At 73.1% G+C, this 20,205-nt stretch carries 15 protein-coding genes and 1 riboswitch; of the genes, 8 read left to right on the top strand and 7 right to left on the bottom strand.

Features of this window, described 5'->3' with window-relative positions:
* Positions 1-7 precede the first annotated feature (7 nt).
* Positions 8-201, top strand: a riboswitch (cobalamin riboswitch).
* Positions 202-232: 31 nt separating this feature from the next.
* Complete coding sequence (cobN, locus tag GIS00_RS03745; RefSeq protein WP_154767005.1) at positions 233-3,868, top strand: cobaltochelatase subunit CobN; 3,636 nt, start codon at positions 233-235, stop codon at positions 3,866-3,868.
* Between the two features lie 48 nt (positions 3,869-3,916).
* Here cobN and cobF read toward each other — a convergent pair whose 3' ends face one another.
* Together cobF and GIS00_RS03735 are read right to left on the bottom strand one after the other, a co-directional pair.
* A complete protein-coding gene (gene cobF, locus GIS00_RS03740; protein WP_407666787.1) occupies positions 3,917-4,666 on the bottom strand; it encodes a precorrin-6A synthase (deacetylating) in 750 nt (249 codons plus the stop codon).
* A complete protein-coding gene (locus GIS00_RS03735) occupies positions 4,666-6,105 on the bottom strand; it encodes a cobyric acid synthase (RefSeq protein ID WP_322097443.1) in 1,440 nt (479 codons plus the stop codon). Before GIS00_RS03735 ends, cobF begins: the two co-directional genes overlap by 1 nt.
* Before the next feature lie 519 nt (positions 6,106-6,624).
* Between GIS00_RS03735 and GIS00_RS03730 the strand changes: the two genes are divergently transcribed.
* Positions 6,625-7,293, top strand: a complete 669-nt coding sequence (locus tag GIS00_RS03730) for an ACT domain-containing protein (RefSeq protein ID WP_154767004.1) — start codon at positions 6,625-6,627, stop codon at positions 7,291-7,293.
* 251 nt (positions 7,294-7,544) lie between these two features.
* Positions 7,545-8,288 (top strand): superantigen-like protein SSL4, encoded by a 744-nt coding sequence (locus tag GIS00_RS03725; RefSeq protein ID WP_154767003.1) that lies wholly within the window; start codon positions 7,545-7,547, stop codon positions 8,286-8,288.
* A gap of 34 nt (positions 8,289-8,322) precedes the next feature.
* Here the strand turns inward: GIS00_RS03725 and GIS00_RS03720 are convergent, their stop codons facing one another.
* Entirely contained in the window at positions 8,323-9,534 is a 1,212-nt protein-coding gene (locus tag GIS00_RS03720; protein WP_154767002.1) for an NAD(P)/FAD-dependent oxidoreductase, read from the bottom strand.
* A 138-nt stretch (positions 9,535-9,672) separates the two neighbouring features.
* On the opposite strand from GIS00_RS03720, the gene GIS00_RS03715 reads away from it, so the two are divergent.
* Genes GIS00_RS03715 through GIS00_RS03705 form a run of 3 tightly spaced genes read left to right on the top strand, consistent with a single transcriptional unit; the run spans position 9,673 to position 11,748 of the window.
* Positions 9,673-9,918 (top strand): DUF2630 family protein, encoded by a 246-nt coding sequence (locus tag GIS00_RS03715; RefSeq protein WP_154767001.1) that lies wholly within the window; start codon positions 9,673-9,675, stop codon positions 9,916-9,918.
* Between the two features lie 22 nt (positions 9,919-9,940).
* Positions 9,941-10,957, top strand: coding sequence for a Dyp-type peroxidase (locus GIS00_RS03710; RefSeq protein ID WP_322097442.1), 1,017 nt, complete (start codon positions 9,941-9,943; stop codon positions 10,955-10,957).
* The gene (locus GIS00_RS03705) at positions 10,954-11,748 is read left to right on the top strand and encodes a family 1 encapsulin nanocompartment shell protein (RefSeq protein ID WP_154767000.1); all 795 of its coding nucleotides are present in this window, start codon (positions 10,954-10,956) and stop codon (positions 11,746-11,748) included. Before GIS00_RS03710 ends, GIS00_RS03705 begins: the two co-directional genes overlap by 4 nt.
* 33 nt (positions 11,749-11,781) lie before the next feature.
* Here GIS00_RS03705 and GIS00_RS03700 read toward each other — a convergent pair whose 3' ends face one another.
* The 3 genes from GIS00_RS03700 to GIS00_RS03690 all read right to left on the bottom strand — a co-directional run bounded on the left by GIS00_RS03700 (position 11,782) and on the right by GIS00_RS03690 (position 17,153).
* Positions 11,782-13,062, bottom strand: coding sequence for an aminotransferase class I/II-fold pyridoxal phosphate-dependent enzyme (locus GIS00_RS03700; RefSeq protein ID WP_322097441.1), 1,281 nt, complete (start codon positions 13,060-13,062; stop codon positions 11,782-11,784).
* A gap of 90 nt (positions 13,063-13,152) precedes the next feature.
* The gene (locus tag GIS00_RS03695) at positions 13,153-16,035 is read right to left on the bottom strand and encodes an AAA family ATPase (protein ID WP_154766999.1); all 2,883 of its coding nucleotides are present in this window, start codon (positions 16,033-16,035) and stop codon (positions 13,153-13,155) included.
* Positions 16,032-17,153: a metallophosphoesterase family protein gene (locus GIS00_RS03690; RefSeq protein ID WP_322097440.1), complete on the bottom strand. Its 1,122-nt coding sequence runs from the start codon at positions 17,151-17,153 to the stop codon at positions 16,032-16,034. The genes GIS00_RS03695 and GIS00_RS03690 overlap by 4 nt, the downstream gene beginning before the upstream one ends.
* 141 nt (positions 17,154-17,294) lie before the next feature.
* Between GIS00_RS03690 and GIS00_RS03685 the strand changes: the two genes are divergently transcribed.
* Complete coding sequence (locus GIS00_RS03685) at positions 17,295-18,137, top strand: spermidine synthase (protein ID WP_322097439.1); 843 nt, start codon at positions 17,295-17,297, stop codon at positions 18,135-18,137.
* Here GIS00_RS03685 and GIS00_RS03680 read toward each other — a convergent pair.
* Positions 18,134-19,177 (bottom strand): hypothetical protein, encoded by a 1,044-nt coding sequence (locus GIS00_RS03680; RefSeq protein ID WP_154766997.1) that lies wholly within the window; start codon positions 19,175-19,177, stop codon positions 18,134-18,136. The genes GIS00_RS03685 and GIS00_RS03680 overlap by 4 nt on opposite strands.
* A 61-nt stretch (positions 19,178-19,238) precedes the next feature.
* Between GIS00_RS03680 and GIS00_RS03675 the strand changes: the two genes are divergently transcribed.
* Positions 19,239-20,144 (top strand): DNA-3-methyladenine glycosylase family protein, encoded by a 906-nt coding sequence (locus GIS00_RS03675; protein ID WP_154766996.1) that lies wholly within the window; start codon positions 19,239-19,241, stop codon positions 20,142-20,144.
* The last annotated feature ends 61 nt before the right edge of the window (positions 20,145-20,205 follow it).

Below are 20,205 nucleotides of genomic sequence, written 5' to 3'. Positions count from 1 at the left end.
GTCGTCACCAACGCACCACCCCGCAGTTGTCAGGAACCCGGCGAGCATCCGGGACGGCCTGAGCCACTGTGACCGGGGAGCGCGTCCCGAGTTCCGCCCCGGTCCGCCGGTGCGGGCGTCACTGCCGGTCCGCCGGTGGGAAGGCGTCGGGGCGGGCGTCGATCCGGAAGTCAGGAGACTGACCTGCGGGGACGTCCGAACCGGTCCCAGGCCCGGTGGAAGGAGCTCCGCCATGCCGCGTCTCGCGCTGCTGTCCACCTCGGACACCGATCTGCTGTCCGCCCGCGCCTCGGGTGCCGACGTGGTCCTGGCCAACCCGGCCCGGATGGAGATCGCCGATCTGCCGACATTCCTGCAGGGCTGCGACCTGGTCCTGGTGCGGATCCTCGGCACGGTCCGGACCTGGGCGGACGGGCTCGACGCCATCCGGGCGACCGGGCTGCCGATGGTGGTGCTCGGCGGCGAACGCACCCCGGACGCGGAGCTGATGCGGCTGTCCACGGTGCCGATCGGCGTCGCCGCGCAGGCGCACGGCTACCTCGCCGAGGGCGGCCCGGAGAACCTGACCGAGCTGCACGCCTTCCTGTCCGACACGGTGCTGCTGACCGGCACCGGGTTCGCCCCGGTCCGCCCGCTGCCCGACTGGGCCCTGCTCCCCCGCGACCCGGCACCGCGGCCGGACGGGCCGCGGATCGGCGTGCTCTGCTACCGCGCCCACCACGCCAGCGGCAACACCGCCTTCGTGCACGCCCTCGCCGACGAGATCGACCGGCAGGGCGGGTTCGGTGTCCCGCTGCACTGCGCCTCGCTGCGCACCGCTCCGGCGGACCTGCTGGCCGAGCTGGGCCGGCTCGACGCACTGGTGGTCACCGTGCTCGCCGCGGGGGGCAGCAACCCCGCGGCCGCGAGCGCCGGCGGTGACGACGATGCCTGGGACGTCTCGGCTCTCGCCGACCTGGACATCCCGATCCTGCAAGGGCTGTGCCTGACCCGGGGCCGGGACGAGTGGTTGGAGTCGGACGACGGGCTCAGCCCACTCGACGTGGCGACGCAGGTCGCCGTGCCCGAGTTCGACGGCCGGATCATCACGGTGCCGTTCTCGTTCAAGGAGACCGATGCCGACGGTCTGCCGCGGTACGTGCCGGACCCGGAGCGCTGCGTCCGGCTCGCCGGGATCGCGCTGGGCCACGCCCGGTTGCGGCGCACGCCGCCGGCGGAGCGGCGGATCGCGATCATGCTGTCCGCCTATCCCACGAAGCACTCCCGGATCGGCAACGCGGTCGGCCTGGACACCCCGGTGTCCACCGTCCGGCTGCTGCGCGAGCTGCGCGACGCCGGCTACGACGTCGGACCGGCCGACGGCCCGGACGCGTTGCCCGGGCTGGCCCCGCTGCCGCCGATCGACGGCGAGGAGCCGGACACCACCGCCGGCAATGCGCTGATCCACGCCCTCATCGACGCCGGCGGCCAGGACGAGGAATGGCTCACCGCAGGGCAACTCGCCGGCCAACCGGTCCGCATCCCGGCGGCCCGGTACCGGGAATGGTTCGGCGCGCTGACCCCGGGCCTGCGGGAGGCCGTGACCGACGCCTGGGGGGAGGCGCCCGGCGAGCTGTTCGTGGACCGCTCCACCGACCCGGGCGGGGAGATCGTGCTGGCCACCCTGCGGGCCGGGAACCTGGTGATCCTGATCCAACCGCCGCGCGGGTTCGGCGAGAACCCGGTGGCGATCTACCACGACCCGGACATGGCGCCCTCGCACCACTACCTGGCCGCCTACCGGTGGATCGAGCAGGAGTTCGGCGCGCACGCCGTGGTGCACATGGGCAAGCACGGCAACCTGGAGTGGTTGCCCGGCAAGAACGTCGGCATGTCTGCGGACTGCGGCACCGACGCGGCGCTGGGCAGTGTCCCGTTGATCTACCCGTTCCTGGTCAACGATCCCGGCGAGGGCACCCAGGCAAAGCGCCGGGCGCACGCGGTGATCGTCGACCACCTGGTGCCGCCGATGGCCAGGGCCGAGTCCTACGGCGACATCTCACGGCTGGAGCAGCTGCTCGACGAGCACGCGAACGTCGCCGCGATGGACCCGGCCAAACTGCCGGCCATCCGGGCGCAGATCTGGACGCTGATCCAGGCGGCGAAGATGGACCACGACCTGGGAATCGGAACCCGGCCCGACGACGAGGGTTTCGACGACTTCCTGCTGCACGTCGACGGCTGGCTGTGCGAGATCAAGGACGTGCAGATCCGCGACGGCCTGCACGTACTGGGCGCCGCGCCGACCGGTGAGGCCCGGGTCAACCTGGTGCTCGCCATGCTGCGGGCCACGCAGATCTGGGGCGGCTCCGTGGCCCATCCGGGGCTGCGCGCCGCGCTCGGCCTCAAGGACGGGGCCGACCTGGCCGCCGTCGACGCCGCCGAGACCACCGCCCGGTCGCTGGTGGAGGCCGCCGAGGCCGCCGGCTGGGCACCGTCCGCGATGGCCGGCGTCGTCGCCGGGGTGCTCGGCGACACCGACCCGGCGGTCACGTCGGTCATGGGGTTCGCCGCCACCGAGATCGTGCCGCGACTGGCCCGTACCACCGACGAGATGTCCGCCGTGCTGCACGCTCTCGATGGCGGATTCGTCGCCGCCGGGCCGTCCGGGTCGCCACTGCGCGGCCTGGTCAACGTGCTGCCGACCGGGCGGAACTTCTACTCGGTCGATCCCAAGGCGGTGCCCTCCCGGCTGGCCTGGGACACCGGCTCGGCGATGGCCGCCTCGCTGCTGGAGCGACACCTGGCCGACACCGGGGAGTACCCGCGGTCGGTGGGACTCTCGGTGTGGGGCACCTCCGCCATGCGCACCTCCGGCGACGACATCGCCGAGGTGCTGGCGCTGATCGGCGTCACCCCGGTCTGGGACGAGGCCTCGCGCCGGGTCAGCGGGCTCGAGGTCATCCCGGCCGCCGAGCTGGGCCGGCCGCGGATCGACGTGACCGTCCGCATCTCCGGCTTCTTCCGGGACGCCTTCCCGCACGTGGTGTCGATGCTGGACGACGCCGTGCGGCTGGTGGCGGCGCTGGACGAACCGGCGGAGGTCAACTTCCTGCGGGCCCACGCCGACGCCGACCGGGCTGTGCACGGGGACGACCGGCGGGCCACCACCCGGATCTTCGGCTCGGCGCCGGGCAGCTACGGCGCCGGAATCCTGCCGCTCATCGAGTCCGGGAACTGGCGCGACGACTCCGATCTCGCCGAGGTCTATACCGCCTGGGGCGGCTTCGCCTACGGCCGCGACCTGGCGGGCGCGCCGGCGGCCGAGGACATGCGGGCCAACTACGCGCGGATCGCGGTGGCGGCCAAGAACACCGACACCCGTGAGCACGACATCATCGACTCCGACGACTACTTCCAGTACCACGGCGGCATGATCGCCACGGTGCGGGCGCTCACCGGCACCGCCCCGCGCGCCTACATCGGCGACTCCACCACCCCGGACGCGGTGCGCACCCGGTCGCTCGGCGAGGAGACCGCACGGGTGTTCCGGGCCCGGGTGGTCAACCCCCGCTGGATCGCCGCGATGCGCCGCCACGGCTACAAGGGCGCCTTCGAGATGGCCGCCACCGTCGACTACCTGTTCGGCTACGACGCCACCGCCGGGGTGGTGCCGGACCACATGTACGACACGGTGGCCCGCACCTACGCTCTCGACGAGGAGAACCGCGCGTTCCTGCAGCACGCGAACCCGTGGGCGCTGCGCGGCATGATCGAGCGGCTCACCGAGGCCGCGGACCGCAGGCTCTGGGCCGAGCCGGACCCGGACCTGCTGCGGGAGCTGCAGGGCATCTACCTGGATCTGGAAGGCGATCTCGAGGACCGCTGAGGGGCTGCTGGACCCGCCGGGGCTGTGCCTACCCCGCCGGGTTGTGTCTCAGACCCGGCGCAGCAGGTAGACGTCCATCACCCAGCCACGGTCGGCGCGCACGCCGTCCCGCAGCCGCCGGATCTCCGGCAGGGTGTCGGCCAGCGGCCCCGCGGCCAGCACCTCGCCCGGCGTGCCCAGGTTCGCCCCCCAGAAGATCTCCAGTCCGGCGGGATCCAGTGCGGCACAGGCGAGGTCGGGATCGAGCATGACCACCACCGAGTCGATGTCCGCTCCCGGCCAGCCCTGCCGCAGCCGCCGCCCGGTGGTGATGTGCACCGCGCCGCCGATGCTGTTGAGCACCGTGCGGTGCGCGGCTGCCAGCGCGGAGACACTGCTGACCGCGGGGATCACCGACCAGCGCAGCACCGGGTGCGTCGCCGCGACGTCACCCACCACCCGGATCGTCGAGTCGTACAGCGCCGGGTCACCCCAGACCAGGATCGCCGCGACGGTCCCGTCCGGCTCGCCCTCCATGGCGGCGGCCAGCCGCCCGGCGCGGGCCGCGTGCCAGTCCAGCACGGCCTGCCGGTAGTCCTGCGGATCCCGGTCCCGGGCCGGGTCGGGCACCACCACCACCCGGGCCGGCTCCGGCCGGTGCGCCGACAACAGGTCCCGCCGGGCGGTCTCCAGCTCCGCGGCGGCGCCGTCCTTGCCGATCACCAGGAAGACGTCCGCCCGCTCGATGGCCCGGATCGCCTGCAGGGTCAGCTGTTCCGGGTCCCCCGCACCCACGCCGACCAGCAGCACCTCGGCGATCACAGTCCCACCGCCCGGAGCAGCCGGTCGGTGTCCACGTGCTCCGCGACGGCGTCGGCCAGGGTGTCGATCATCCGCTCGCGACGCTCGCCGAAGGAAGGCGCGCCCGGCACCGCGGTGAACGACGGGGCGACCGTTGCCAGCCAGGCCCGGCGGAAGTCGTCGTTCTCGAAGGCGCCGTGCCAGGTGGTCCCCCAGACGCTGCCCGAACGCACGCCGTCCAGGAAGGGCTCGCCGCCGTCCGGCGCCGCCACCCCGTGATGGATCTCGTACGCCCGCACCGGATGTCCCTCCCACGCTCCGACCGGCCGGCCCAGCACCTTGGCGGCACCGAACCTCGTCACCGCCGGCAGCAGGTCCAGACCGTCCACCACGCCGGTCTTCTCGATCCCGTCCGGATCCTCGATCCGCCGGGTCAGCATCTGGTACCCGCCGCAGATGCCGAGCACCGGCCGCCCTGCGGCCGCCGCATCCCGCACCACCCGGTCCAGTCCGGAGCGGCGCAGCCAGTCGAGATCGTCGACGGTGGAACGGCTCCCGGGGAGCACCAGCACGTCGGCGGAGCGGAGCACGGCGGGGTCGGTGGTGACGTCGACCCGGACCCCGGGCTCCGAGGCCAGCGCATCCAGGTCGGTGACGTTGGACAGCCGCGGGAACCGCACGGCGCCGACCCTGGTCGTCGCCCCGGGGGCGGCCGGATCGGACCGCCACCGCCCGGTCACCAGCGTGTCCTCGCCATCCAGCCAGACCTCGGGCAGCCACGGGACGACACCCCAGAACGGCACCCCGGTGAGATCGCTGATCCGGTCAAGACCCGGCTGCAGCAGGGAGACGTCGCCGCGGAACTTGTTGATCACGAATCCCGCGACCAGCGCACGGTCCTGCTCGTCGAGCAGGCCGACCGTGCCGTAGAGCGCTGCCAGCACCCCGCCCCGGTCGATGTCGCCGACCACGATCACCGGCAGGCCGAACTCCCGCGCCAGCCCCATGTTCACGTAGTCGCCGGACCGCAGGTTGATCTCGGCCGGGGAGCCGGCGCCCTCACAGACGATCACCTGGTGCCGGCCGGCCAGCTCGCTATACGCCTCGAACGCAGCGGCGGCGAGATGCCGTCTGCCGGTGGCGAACTCACCGGCACGCAGGGTGCCGGCCGGGGTACCGCGGAGCACGATGTGCGACCGCCGGTCCGACCCGGGCTTGAGCAGCACCGGGTTCATCGAGGAATCCGGCTCGACCCGGGCGGCCTGGGCCTGCAGGTACTGCGCCCGGCCGATCTCCGCGCCGTCGGCACAGACCATCGAGTTGTTCGACATGTTCTGCGACTTGAACGGGGCGACGTCCACCCCGAGTCGGGCCAGGTAGCGGCAGATCCCGGTGGTGAGCAGCGACTTGCCGGCGTCCGAGGAGGTGCCGGCGACCAGCAGTCCACGCGCCGTCACAGGCACCGACACTACCGGCCCTGCTGCCGGTTCCTGCCCCGGGGACAGGACAACCCCCGGGCCTTGTCCGCTCCGGTGGGAGCGGGCCGACTGGACTGGGTTCGGCGGCCCGAGGGTCGGGTGACTGTCCTGTTGTGCCGGGCCGTCGGTCCGCCGCTCGGCGGATCCGGTCAACCACAGCGTGGTGTGCTCGGCCTAGCGGCCAGCCACCTCACGAGTCCTGTACGTCATCAACGTCGGACCACCTCCTCTCCCGTGTCCTTCGAACCTACGACCGTCCGGCGCCCTCCGCAACGGATTTCCGGGCGCCAGGTGACCGGCGCGTCGTCGGCGAACGAGTGACCCTGCCGGGACTGTTGCGCTGGATCGCCACACGATCAGGTGAACACGACGGTCCGACTCGCGCCGGTGATCTGGCCGAAACGCCGCACCGGGACAATCGGACCGCGCCGCTCGCGTGTCGGGCGGCGCAGCCGCGGGTACTGCCCCCTGGCTATGTTCGCGAAAGGTGGTCACCTCTTGTCCTACGTGTTGCGGGTGGTCCTCCCGGACCGCCCGGGATCGCTGGGCGCAGTGGCCTCCGCTCTCGGCCGGGTCGGCGCGGACATCCTCGCGATGGACATCGTGGAACGCATCCCCGACCAGGCCGTCGACGACATCGTGGTCGAGCTGCCCTCGGGCCGGCAGCCGGACTCCCTGATCACCGCCGCCGAGTCGGTGCCGGGAGTGCGGGTGGAGTCGGTGCGCCCGGACCCGGGGATCGCGGACATGCACCGGGAGTGGGAGCTCGTCGAGGCGATCGCCGCCGACCCCGACCGGGCGGTGCACACCCTGGCACTGATGCTGCCCAAGGTGCTGCGGGCCGGCTGGTCCGTGGTGGCCCGGGTGAACGGCGACCGGGAGATCGAACTGGTGGCCGGTGGCGGCGGGGTGCCGAACCTGGACGGGGTGATCCCCGGCTGGGCGCCGGTGCAGCGGGCCACCGTGCTGGATCCCGAGGCGCACTGGGTGCCCGAGGACTGGAAGACTGTCGGCACCGAGATGGCCGTCGCACCACTGGGTTCCGCGGACGTCGCGGTGATCGTGGGCCGGCCGGGCGGGCCCGCCCTGCGCGCGTCCGAGGTGGCCCGGCTCGGCCACCTGGCCTCGCTGGCCGCGGCGGTCTCCGCCCGCACCGACGCCGGGTGACCCGGCTCACACCCTGACCGGGGCGTATCAGCACGCCCCCTGCGGCGTTCCTGCCTGCCGACAGACCGCATCGAGCAGCGTCCGGCCATCTGTGCCGGGGGCTGGGCGGCCGCCACCCCGGAATGCGACACCCGCTGTGCCGCAGAAGTTTTCGAGAGTCTCCGGGAACCACGGGACCGGATCTGTCGTCGGAGTCACCAGCAGGCGCACCCGGCGCCCGACGGCCGCAGCAGGCCGGAACCGTAGACAGAGTGAGATCCACCATGAACGTCCGCAACGGCCTCGCCGCGATCGCGCTGGCCGCCGGCATCCTGACCCTGACCGCCTGCGGCAGCACCCAGGCCGGTTCGCCCGTGATGCCCCAGGCCGGCACCGCATCCGCGCCGGTCAGCACCCCCGCGAGCATCCCCACCAGCGCGCCCACCAGCGAGGCACCCACCCAGGAGCCCACCACGGATCCCAGCACCGAGGAGCCGACCACGGATCCCAGCACGGAGGAGCCGAGCACCGAGGAGCCGACCGGATCCCCGATCGGCGACATCGACCCGGACCTAGCCGCCTGGGCGACCAACATGTGCACCGACATGGGCGGCCTGCTGGCCACCGTGTTCGCCTACCCGACCCTGACCTCCGACACCCCGCTCGGCGAGTACCGGCAGGCCTTCGTCGACTACTACGCGAACGTGGCCCAGGCGGCGAGCACCGCGCTGGGCAATGCCCAGGCCGGGCACGCCCCGGACGTGCAGGGCGGCGAGGAGATCCACCAGGCGTTCATCACCTACCTGACCGCCCTGGCCGACATCAGCGGCAACGGCGCGATCCTGGTGTCCGAGGCCACCGACGTCGCCTCGGTGGACGCGGCCGTGCAGCAGATCAGCCAGGAGATCGGCGATCTCGGTGACGCCGACTTCGGCATCGAGGACGGCTCGTACCCCGAACTGCAGGCCGCGGTGGAGACCGTCCCGGCGTGCACCGACATGGTCAGCGGCGGCTGAGCTCAGAGCTGCGCCGGTTTCACAGCTCCGCAGTTCAGAGCTCTGCGAGCGGGACCTGTTCGTCGGCGAGCCGTGCCGGATCCACCGGCCGGCCGTCGATGATCAGGTCCCGCACCGCGTCCGGCACGTCCCATACGTTGACCGCGATCACCGCATGGACGACATCGTCGGCCCCGCAGAGGAATCCGACGAACTCGCGACCGTCCCGGTCCCCGCGCAGCACCAGCCGGTCGTCCGGGTGCGGGTCCCCGAGGAACTCCATGCCCAGGTCGTACTGGTCGGAGAAGAAGTACGGCAGGTCGTCGAAAGCGGCGTCCTGCCCGAGGATCGAGGCCGCTGCGACCGCAGGCTGGTGCAGCGCCCATGCCCAGTGCTCCACCCGGACCGGCCGGCCGAGCACCGGGTGGTTCACCTCCGCGATGTCGCCGACCGCCCAGATGTGCGGGTCGGACGTCCGCAGGTCGGGTCCGACCCGGACGCCGTCCCCGACCTCCAGTCCGGCGGCGACCGCCAGGTCCAGCCGGGGCCGGGCTCCCACCGCGACCAGCAGCCGGTCGGCCGGGAGTTCCTCACCGTCCTCCAGCAGCACCGCGCGCAGCCTGCCGTCCGTCACCACCGCATCGGTGACCCGGTGCTCCGGCCGGAACCGCACCCCGTGCGCCAGGTGCAGCTCCAGGAACACCTCGGCCGCGACCGGCCCGATCGCCGACTGCAGCGGCCGGGCGGACGACAGCACCACCGTCACCTCGCAGCCCGCCGCGCGCGCCGCGGCCGCGACCTCGAGCCCGATCCAGCCACCGCCGGCGATCACCCACCGGCCGCCCTCCGCCAGCTGGGCCTTCAGCGCCTCCGCGTCCGCCGCGGTCCGCAGTGCCACGGCCACCCCGGGCGGGAGGTCGTCCAGCCCGACCGGCTCCGACCCCGTCGCCAGCACACAGGACGAGTAGTCCAGCGACGTCCCGTCGGACAGCGTCACCACCCGCTGCGCCGGATCGAGCGCGACCGCGGACACCCCGAGCCGGACGTCCACCCGGCGGTCGGCGTACCACTGCTCGTCGTGCACGGTGGAGTCGAGCAGGCCGGCCTTGCCCAGCAGGTAGTCCTTGGACAGCGGCGGCCGCTCGTAGGGCAGCACGTCCTCCGCGCACACCAGGGTCAGGCTGCCGTCGAAGCCCTTGTCCCGCAGCGCCTCCACCGTCTTCGCACCGGCCAGCCCGCCACCGATCACCACCACAGGTCCGGTCATCGTCGTCCTCCTGCACCTGTCCTGCCGCTGATCCCGGGCCCGTGGGCGGGCCCGATCGATCCGTACCCGCGTGGCGCGGGGCCAACCGGATACGCTTCCGGGCGAGTGCCGCCGCCGCGGCCGGGAAGGACGTGTCCGATGGACGATCGGGAGATCCTGCAGCGCATCCACGACCTGGTGGCACAGGAGCGCTCCGTGCGCGCCGACGAGGGCCGGCCGGACGCCGACCGGGAGGCCGACCACCAGGAGCTGCAGCGCATCGAGCAGACCCTGGATCAGTGCTGGGACCTGCTGCGGCAGCGTCGAGCCCGCCGCGAGTTCGGCGAGGACGCCGACGGCGCCGAGGTGCGCCCCGAGGGAGTCGTCGAGGGCTACCAGCAGTGACCCGCACCGCAGCGATGTGCCGGTGACCCCGCAGCCGGTGCTGAGCCCGCTCACCCGCGCGGCGATCTTCCTGGTGCTGACCATCGACGAGGGCGGCGAGGACGCGGTCCGTGACCTGCTGCCCGACGTCCCGGCCCTGCAGCGCGCGGTCGGCTTCCGGGTTCCGGACGGCGGGCTCAAGTGCGTCGTCGGTATCGGCGCCGACGCCTGGACACGACTGTTCGACGCTCCCCCGCCACCCGGGCTGCACCCGTTCCGGGAGCTGGCCGGGCCGCGCCACCTGGCCCCGTCGACCCCCGGGGACCTGCTCTTCCACATCCGCGCCGGGGCACCGGACCTCTGCTTCGAGCTGGCCACCCAGTTGACCGCGCGGCTGGCCGGTGCCGCCACCGTCGTCGACGAGGTGCACGGCTTCAAGTACTTCGAGATGCGGGACCTGATGGGGTTCGTCGACGGCACCGAGAACCCGGAGGACGCCGACGCTCTCGCCGCCGCGCTGACCCCGGCCGACGATCCGGTCCACCCGGAGTCGTCGTACGTCATCGTGCAGAAGTACCTGCACGACCTGGACGCCTGGAACGCTCTCCCGGTGGAGGCCCAGGAGCGGGTGATCGGCCGGACCAAGCTCGCCGACATCGAGATCGCCGACAAGGCACCCGATTCGCACGTCGCGGTCAACACGATCGTCGACGCCGACGGCGAGGAGCGGCAGATCGTCCGGGACAACATGCCGTTCGGCACCGTCGGCACGCGCGAGTTCGGCACCTATTTCATCGGGTACGCGGCGGACCCGTCAATCACCGAGCTGATGCTGGAGCGAATGTTCGTCGGCGACCCGCCCGGCCGGACCGACCGGATCCTCGACTTCTCCACCGCGGTCACCGGCGGGTTGTTCTTCGTCCCGTCGCTCGACTTCCTCGACGACCCACCAGGTCCTCCCGGGGCACCCCCTGCCGCCCCGCCCCCTGCCGGCACCGATGCCGACAGCACCGGCGACGGAAGCCTGAAGATCGGTAGCCTGAAAGGAATCCCGCGATGAACAACCTGCACCGCGAACTCGCCCCGATCTCCGACGCCGCGTGGGCGGAGATCGAGGAGGAGGCCACCCGCACCTTCACCCGGCACCTGGCCGGGCGCCGGGTGGTGGACCTGGCCGGACCGGCCGGCACCGGGCTGGCCGCGGTCGGCACCGGTCACCTCACCGATCTGCAGCCGCCGGCCGACGGCGTGATCGCCCGGCAGCGCCGCGCCGCGCCGCTGGTGGAGCTGCGCGTCCCGTTCACCGTCGACCGGCAGCAGATCGACGACGTGGAGCGGGGTTCCAAGGACTCGGACTGGCAACCGGTGAAGGACGCGGCGAAGCAGATCGCCTGGGCCGAGGACCGTGCGGTCTTCGAGGGCTACGCGGCGGCCGGCATCACCGGGCTGCGGGCCACCACGTCCAACCCGTCGCTCGCCCTGCCCGAGGATCCGCGCGCCTACCCGGATGTGGTGTCGCAGGCGCTGACCAGCCTGCGGCTGGCCGGGGTGAACGGGCCGTACGCGCTGGTGCTCTCGGCCGACGCCTACACGGCGGTCAACGAGACCGTCGACCACGGCTACCCGATCCGGGAGCACCTGTCGCGGCTGTTCGACGGCGAGATCATCTGGGCCCCGGCCATCGTCGGCGGATTCGTGCTGTCCACCCGGGGCGGCGACTTCGAGCTGCACCTGGGCCAGGAGCTGTCCATCGGCTACCTGTCCCACGACGCGACCAGCGTGCAGCTGTACTTCCAGGAGTCGCTGACCTTCCTGGCCTACACCTCGGAGGCGATCGTCGCGCTGACCTGAGCCCCGGCTGCCGGCCGGCAGCCGGGCCCGGTCTCAGGCCCGGTCGGCGAGCAGCTTGTCGAACCCGGCGAGCCGCACGCAGGTGGCGACGCCGGCCATGGCGGTGGCAACGTCGGCGAGCACCGGAACGGTCGGCGCGAGCCGGATCCAGCTGTCCTCGGGATCCTTGCCGTAGGGGTGGGTGGCACCGGCCGGGGTCAGCGCGATGCCGGCCTCCTTCGCCAGCCGGACCACCTCCGACGCCGTGCCCGGGAGCACCTGCAGCGCAACGAAGTAGCCGCCCTTCGGCAGCGCCCAGGAGGCCAGGTCGCTGCCCTCGAGCTGCTCGGTGAGGGCCTTGTCGACCGCCTCGAACTTCGGCCAGACGATCTCGGCGTGCGCGCGCATGTGCGCCTCGACGCCGGCACCGTCCTTCAGGAACTTCACGTGGCGCAACTGGTTCAGCTTGTCCGGGCCGATGGTGCGCTTCGCGCTCGCCGCGGCGAACCAGGCCACGTTGGCCGGGGAGCTGCCGAAGAACGCGACTCCGCCGCCGGCCATGGTCACCTTCGAGGTGGAGCCGAAGACGAACACCCGGTCCGGGTGGCCGCTCTCGGAGCACCTCGTCAGGATGTCCGCGATCTCCGGCCGTTCCTCGGTGAGATGGTGCACGGCGTAGGCGTTGTCCCAGAAGATGCGGAAGTCGGGGGCGGCCGTGGGCATCGCGGCCAGCCGGGCGACGGTCTCGTCGCTGTAGACGGTGCCGTCCGGGTTGCTGTACTTCGGCACGCACCAGATGCCCTTGACCGCGGGGTCGGCGGCCACCAGCCGCTCGACCTCGTCCATGTCCGGGCCGTCCGGGGTCATCGCGACCGGGACCATCTCGATGCCGAACCGCTCGCAGATCGAGAAGTGGCGGTCGTAGCCGGGCACCGGGCAGAGGAAGACCAGACGCTCCTCGTCCGCCCACCGCCGCTCGGCGCCGGGCATGACGCCGAGCAGGGCCTGGACGATGGTGTCGTGCATCAGCTCCAGACTGGAGTTGCCGGCGGCGAGCAGCTGGGCGGACGGCACCTGGAACAGCGGGCCGAAGATGTCCCGCAGCTCCGGCAGTCCGGCCGGGCCGCCGTAGTTGCGCAGATCCGTGCCGTCGGCGGCGGTGTGGTCGCCCTGCAGGATGTCGAGCATCGGCTCGGACAGGTCGAGCTGGGCCGACGACGGCTTCCCGCGGGTGAGGTCGAGCGAGAGCTTCTTGGCGACCAGGTCGTCGTAGTCGCGCCGGGCCGCGTCCCGCAGCACGACGATCTCCTCGGTGGTCAGCTCCGCGGCAGTCACGCCTTCGACTCTCCTTCGACCGGACTCCGCCGGCAGGCGCCGGCGCAACCCTCAGGGTAGGCGCTGGCCCGGGGCGGCGGGCGCGCGGGCTCAGGCCCCGCGCGCCGACCGGGCGTGCTCCGGCAGCACCGGGTGCAGCAGCTCGTCGAACAGCGACAACTCCTCGGTCGCGCCCCGCGCGCGCGGCCGCCGCCGGTGCGGCTCCGCGGCCACAGGTTGCTCCGGCTCGGGTGCGAGTTCCGGCAGGGATGCGGGCTCCTGCCCGGCCGTCTCCTCCTCGGACTGCTCCTGCACGGCCTGCTCCTGCACGGCCTGCTCCTGCACGGCCTGCCCGGACTCCACCGCACCGACCGACTCCACCGCACGCCGCCGCACCTTGTGCGTGCTCCCGTCGGCCCGCAACCGCAGCACCGTCGCCCCGCGCACCGACCGGTAGCGGTCGGGGGTGCAGGTCATCAGCACGATCTGGCTGTCGCCGCCGACGGCGGTGAGCACCTCGCCGATCCGTCCCAGCCGCTCCGGGTCGGAGAACCCGAGGGCGTCGTCCACCAGCACCGGGGTGCCATGCTCGCCCCCGACCAGGCCGGCGCAGGCCAGCCGGATGAGCACCGCCAGCTGCTCCTTGGCGCCGGAGGACAACGCGCCGAACGGCAGCGTGACCCCGTCCAGCGTGCGGGTGGTGACCACCAGCCCGGGATCCACCTCCACATCGAAATCCGCTCCGTAGAGCAACTTCCCGAGGCGGCGCAGCTCCGCCCGGAACGGCGCGACGTACCGTGCCCGGGAGTCCTCGCGATGCCGCAGCAGGGTGTCCCGCAACAGCTGCGCCGCACCGGCACGCGAGGTGCGGGCCCCGGCCTCCGCCTCGGCGGCGGCCAGATCGGTCATCGCCCGGTCGTAGCGCTCCTGCCGGCCCTGGCCACCGATCACCGCGAGCTCGGCGGCGATCGTTCGCAGATCACCGGCAGCAGCCTCGGACCGCCGCTGCAGGTCGGCCACCCGGGCCCGGCCGTGCGCCACGGTGCGGTCGAGCACGGCGACGTCGGTGCTGCCGAGCGCTTCCCGGATCGTCCGGACCGCGTCGGCGCAACTGTCTGCCCGCTCGGAGGCCCGGAGCAGGGCGGTGTCCAACACCGAGTCCGGCTGGTCGGCCCGGGCCAGCGCCAGCTGCTCGCGGGCCGACTCCAGCTCCACGTGCGCGGTCTGCTGCTGGGCCCGGTGGACGGCACGTTCCTTGTCCACGGCAGCGCTCTCCCGCTCGGCCCGGTGCAGCGCTGACGCCGCCTGTCGCTCCTGCTCCTGCAGAGCGGCGTGCTCGGCCCGGGCCTCCCGGGATGCCGCACGGGCGAGATCCGGGTCGTCAGGACCACCGGGCGGCGGCCCGGCCCCGATCCGTCCCCGCAGGAGCGCAGCCCGGGCCCGCAGCTCGTCGGGACCGGAGCTGCCGGTGAGGTCCCGCAGCGCCCGCTGCGCCGCGGCCTGGTCGGCGACGGCGGCACGGTGGATCTCGCCCCGTCGCCGGGCGTCGGCGAGATCGGTGGCGCCACAGGCGGTCAGCGCCTCCTGCCACTGCTGTTCGGCGGCCTCCAGGGTGCGGGCCAGCTCTCCCGCCTGCGCGGGCGCCTCCCATCGGATCTCGGTGCCGTCGCCCAGGGTGAGCGCCCCGTCGGCGGTGACCGGCAGCCTGTCCATCAGCAGCGGACCGCCGTCGGGCCGGGCGACCGTCAGCCGGGTGACCGAGGTCTGCAGGACGTCCGTCGCGACGGAGAGGGCGTTCGCCGCTCCCTCCACCGCTCGCAGGTGCCGGTCGTCGACCGGGTGGGCCGCGAGCGCGGCACCGGCAGCGGCGATGTCCCGCTCGCACACCGCGACGGCGTCCAGGGTGTCGGTGACCGCCAACAGGTCGGCCCGGTCCTGCGCGAGATCGGCACGGGCGAGCGCACTCTCGGCGCGTGCTGCGGCGGTCTGCACGTCCGTCCCGATCGCCGCCAGGGTGATCCCGGCCCGCTCCAGCGCGGTGGCAGCGGTCGCGGCGGCGGCATCCGAGGCCGCGACCCGGTCGGCGAGCCGGATCACCGCGGCCGTGCGGTCGTCGACCCGGCGCACGATCTCCTCGCGGGCCCTGCGGTCGGCCGAGGCCCGATCCCGGAACCGCTCGGCCTCGCCGGCGCTGTCCGTCGCCGCGGCGAGCTGTGCCACCAGGGCGCGGGCGGCCGCCAGCCGCTGCTCGTCGCCCGCCAGCGTCTCCGACCGATCCCGGAGTTCGGACACGAGCCCGGCCAGCTCGCCCTCGATCCGGTCGTGATCGCCGACCCGGACGGCGATCTCGCCCAGCTCGGCCGCCGCCGCGCTGACCTCGGCGCGGCACTCGTCGACCCGCCGCAGCAGATCCCGGTACTCCCCGGTCGGCCGCCCGCCTGCGGTGAAATGACGCCGGTACTCGGCCTCGACCGCCGCCGGCAGCGTCTCGTCCGGATCGTCGGCGGTGGCCCCGGCCGCCCGGTCCAGGGCGGTGGCCAACGCGGTCGACCCCGACCACTCGCCCTGCTCCAGCGGGGCGGTCTGCAGCACGCGCTGCGCCTTGAACAGCCGGTCGTCCAGGTGCTCGGCCAGGATCGCCCGGACCTTGTCGTGCGCCTCCCGACCGGTCCAGTGGGCCTTGGCCGGCTGCAGGATCCGCAGGTCCGTCGAGGCACCGCGGTTCCACCGCTTGCGGTAGACGAAACGGTGCTCGCCGACGGAGATCTCGGCCTCCACCGAGGATCCGACGTCCCGCCCGGCCGGGCGGACCGCCTTGACCGACTGCTTCGCCGAGGAGTCGCGCTCCTCCAGCAACAGGTCCAGCGCCTCGATCATGCTGGTCTTGCCGACTTCGTTCGCGCCCTCGACGATCACCACACCCGAGGCGGGGAAGGTGATCTCGCGGTGGTTGATACCGCGGTAGTCGTCCAGGACCAATCGGTGCAGTCTCATCGGCCGGCTCCGGTCAGCCGGTGCAGCAGGGTCAGCGCCGCACCGGCGGTCGCGGCGTCCGGACCGTCACCGGCCGCCAGCTCCGCCAGCTCCTCGGCGGCCGACCGCGCGTAGCCACCGACACCGAGCGCCTCCAGGTCGCCGTCGTCGAGCAGCACGTGCACGGCGGCGTCCTCGCGGAGCCGGAGCGAGGCGAACAGGTCACCTCGGGCGGCCAGCAGGTCATCGAGACGGGCGCGCTCGGCGACGGTGAGCGCCCCGGACGGCGCCAGCCGCACGACGGTGCGCTCCTTGTCGGGCAGGGCGGCCAGCCGTGCATCCAGTGCGTCGACGTCGGCGGCCCCGTGCAGGACGGCGTCGATCTCGGTGAAGGTCCACTCGCCCACCCGGACCGCGGTGGCCTGCACCCGCTCCGCGGACAGGTCGACGACGAGCACCTGCCCTGGCGCGGTCTCGTCGAAGGCGGTCACCTCGTGGGTGCCGGGATACCGCACCCGGCCGGTGGCGCCGACGTCGGTCAGCGAGTGCCGGTCACCCAGTCCCAGGTAGTGGATCCGGCCGTCGGCGAGCGCCGCCTCCACGCCCGCGAGGGCGATGTGCCGGACGTCCTGTCGGTCCTGCGACAGCACGTCCAGGGCGCCGTGGCCGGCCACCACCCGGAGGGTGCCGTCCGCCGGCAGCTCCGCGACCGCCCGGGCCACCAGGTCCTCTGTCGGCCGCTTGTTCGCCCACGGCGCGGCGACCACCTCGACCCCCGCGGACACCGGGTGGCTTCCCGCGGAGAGGACGGTGACGTTGGCCGGCCGCGCCGACAGGAACTCGCGCGAGGAGTACACGGAGGAGGCGTCCAGCGGGTCGTGGTTACCGGGCAGCAGCAGCACCGGCAGGCCGATCTGCTCCATCGCGGCCAGCGCCCGCCGCACCACCTGCGGTGGCACGGCGTTGGTCTCGAAGACGTCCCCGCAGACCAGGACGAAAGCGCAGTCGTGCGCGCGGGCCACCTCGCCGATCCGGACGATGCCCTCGATCCGGGCCGCGGTGTACCGGGCCTGCGCCTCGCCGGCCAGGAAGTACCTGGTCATCCCCAGCTGCCAGTCGGCGGTGTGCAGAAACCGCACCGTTGCCGCCATGGTTCTCCACCCCGCTTCCTGATCTGCGCTTCCCGGGCCGTGCCGGACGTCTGTTCGTTGGTACCACGTGACCCGGACAGTCCCCCGCAGGCCGCGGGCGCGGCGACTGCGTAGGGCACCATTCCTACCGTGGCCGCACGACAGTCCCAGGGACCCGGACCGACCGCGGGCGTGCACGTGATCGACACCGGCACCGCCACCCTTATCCCCGACCGGGACCGACCGCGCGGCTGGATGCTGCTGGTCAACGGGGTCGAGTCCTCGCACGCCGACCTCGACGACCCGGAGTGGCTGGAGTTCGAGTACCTGCGGTGGACCGCGGCGGTGATCGAGGACACGTTCCCGCCCGGCAGTGCCCCGGCGGTGCTGCACCTCGGGGCGGCCGGCTGTTCGTTGGCCCGCCACCTGCTGGTGACCAGGCCGGGCTCCCGGCACTTGGCGGTCGACATCGACGCCCGGCTCGCCGCACTGGTCCGGGACTGGTTCGAGCTGCCCCGGGCGCCGCTGCTACGGATCCGGATCGGCGACGCGCGTGCCGTGCTGGAGAGCCTGCCCGACAACAGCCGGGACGTGGTGGTGCGGGACGTGTTCGCCGGGGACACCACACCCGCGGACCTGCTGACCGACGGGTTCGTCGCCCAGGTGCGCCGGGTGCTCCGGCCCGGCGGGCTGTACCTGCTCAACTGCGCCGACCGGCCCTCGTTGGAGCTGACCAGGCGCGAGGTCGCGACGCTGGCCACGGCATTCGGGACCGTCGCGCTCACCGCCGACCCGCCGATGCTCAAGGGGCGGCGCCGCGGCAACGTGGTGGTCGTCGGTTCCGACGTGCCGGTCGGCGGCCCGGCACTGACCCGGCAGCTGCTGGCCGGCGCGGTCCCCGCCCACTGGTGGCCGCCGGACGAAGTGGCGACCTTCGCCCGCCGGGCGGAGCCCTGGCGGGACCCCGTCGTGGTCGATCCGGAGGGTGATTAGCCGATCAGCGCGTCCTCCTTGCGCGCCCACCACCGCACCGCGACCAACAGCAGCAGTTCGACGAAGAACGAGGTCAGCGCCCCGAACTGCTCCTGCCCGAACGAGAGCACCTGGCGGATCAGCAGATCGACGACCAGACCGAGCTGGATCAGCCGGTAGCCGGACTTCGTCCGGTGCAGCGCCAGCGCGATCAGTCCGGCCGCCACCAGCAGCGAGGTCGCGGAGTTGATGATCAGGATGATGAGGTCGATGCCGGTGAGGTCGAGCTCGACGGTGACCGACACGGCGGCGATCAGGATCGCGGCGAGCAGCTGCACGATGATCACGACGGTGATCAGGACGAGCAGCACCCCGCGGACCCAGCGATGTTCCAGCGCGGCGCCGCTGGCCCGGGCGACCCGGTCGCGCAGCCGGCTGATCCGGTCCTCGATGCCGGGCCGGTGGGTCGGCTGCTCCTGCAACGCGTCCCGCAGCGACGCCGCCACGTCGGCCTCCACCTGCACCGGAGCCAGCAGGGCGAGAGCCCTTGCCCGGCCGCGCGCGTCGAGCTGGCCGAGGATCTGGTCGGCGACCGCGCCGGCCGCCAGTGCGATCCGGCGCCGGTCGGTCAGCCGCCGGCGCCCGAGGATGATCCGCACCGTCAGGTAGAAGAGGACGAAGACCACGTACATGATCGCGATCGCCGGGGTGAAGAAGTAGTTCACGTCCTTGGTGAGGAACTTCCCGATCTCGTCGATGAAGAGCCCGAACCCGATGCCCCCGATGAAGGCGGCCCGGGTGTGCACCCGGGTACCCTGGCCGATGATCGAGGTCACCACGGCGATCCCGAGCAGCAGGCCACCCCACAGCACGTGCGCGATGTGCAGTTCCTTGCCACCGACCTGGGGGTAGCCGGTCGCGGCGAGGTACGCGCGCACCACCAGCACGGTGGCGACGGCGGTGAACAGGAACACCTCGAACCGGTGCAGTGCTGCGGTGTCCTGGACCGGCTCGATCCCGGTCGGTGCGTGCTGCTCGGCGCTGGTGTCGGTGCTCTCCACGGTCCCACCGTAGGGCCAGGCAGGGGCCGATTGTCGGTGCCGGTTGCCACACTCCCGGACCATGACGACCTTCACCCTCCGGCCATCCGGCAGGTACTCCCTGCGCGAGTCGGCGGAGTTCGGTTTCGGCCAGCGCGAGGCGGAACGGTTCGACGGGGTGATGCGCCTGGCGTTCTGCTCCGACGAGCACTTCCGTCCGGTCGGTGTCGCGCTGACCCGACCCGGCGACGGGGACCATGCCGACGTGCACGCCACGGCGGTCGGTCCCGGCCGCACCCTCGGTGTGCGGGTGGAGTCGGTCCGTGCCCAGGTGGCCCGGATCCTGTCGCTGGACGGGGATGTCGCGGCCTACGAGGCGATCGCCGAGCGGGATCCGGTGATCGCGGACCTGCAGCGCGTGGCGCCGGGGCTGCTGCCCCCGCTGTTCCATTCCGCCTACGAGGCGGCGATGTGGGCGGTACTCAGTGCCCGGCGCCCGGCGAAGGTGGCGGCCACCGTGCGGCAGGCGCTGTCCGAGTCGCTCGGCACGGTGCTGCATGTCGCCGGGCGGCCGATGGCGGTGCTGCCCTCGCCGCGGCAGATCCTGACGGTACCCGCGGCACCCCGGGGCATCGACGCGGAGCGCTGGCACCGGCTGCAGGGGGTTGCCCGTGCAGCCGACGAGGGTCGGTTGGACGTGCACCGGTTGCGACAGTTGGGGCCGGAGGGTGCGAAGGCGGAACTGTTGCGGATCAAGGGGATCGGGCCGTTCTACAGCTCACTGGTGGTGATCCGGGCATTGGGCTGGACGGACGTGTTGCCGACCGAGGAGCCGCTGCTCCGCGAGGCCGTGGGCCGGCTCTACCACCTCGGTCATGCGGCGAGCGTGGCGGAACTGGAGGAGATCGCCGATGCCTGGCGCCCGATGCGCACCTGGGCGAGTGTGCTGGTGCGCGCCGCCCATCACCGACTGGGGGCAGGGGTCTGATCCGGCTGTACTTGCTCAGGGGATGCGCGGCGCCGGTCCGCACGCCATGATCGGTGGATCG

Source organism: Nakamurella alba, assembly GCF_009707545.1.
GTDB classification, from domain to species: Bacteria; Actinomycetota; Actinomycetes; order Mycobacteriales; family Nakamurellaceae; genus Nakamurella; species Nakamurella alba.
This window is presented reverse-complemented; position numbering and strand designations above follow the sequence as displayed.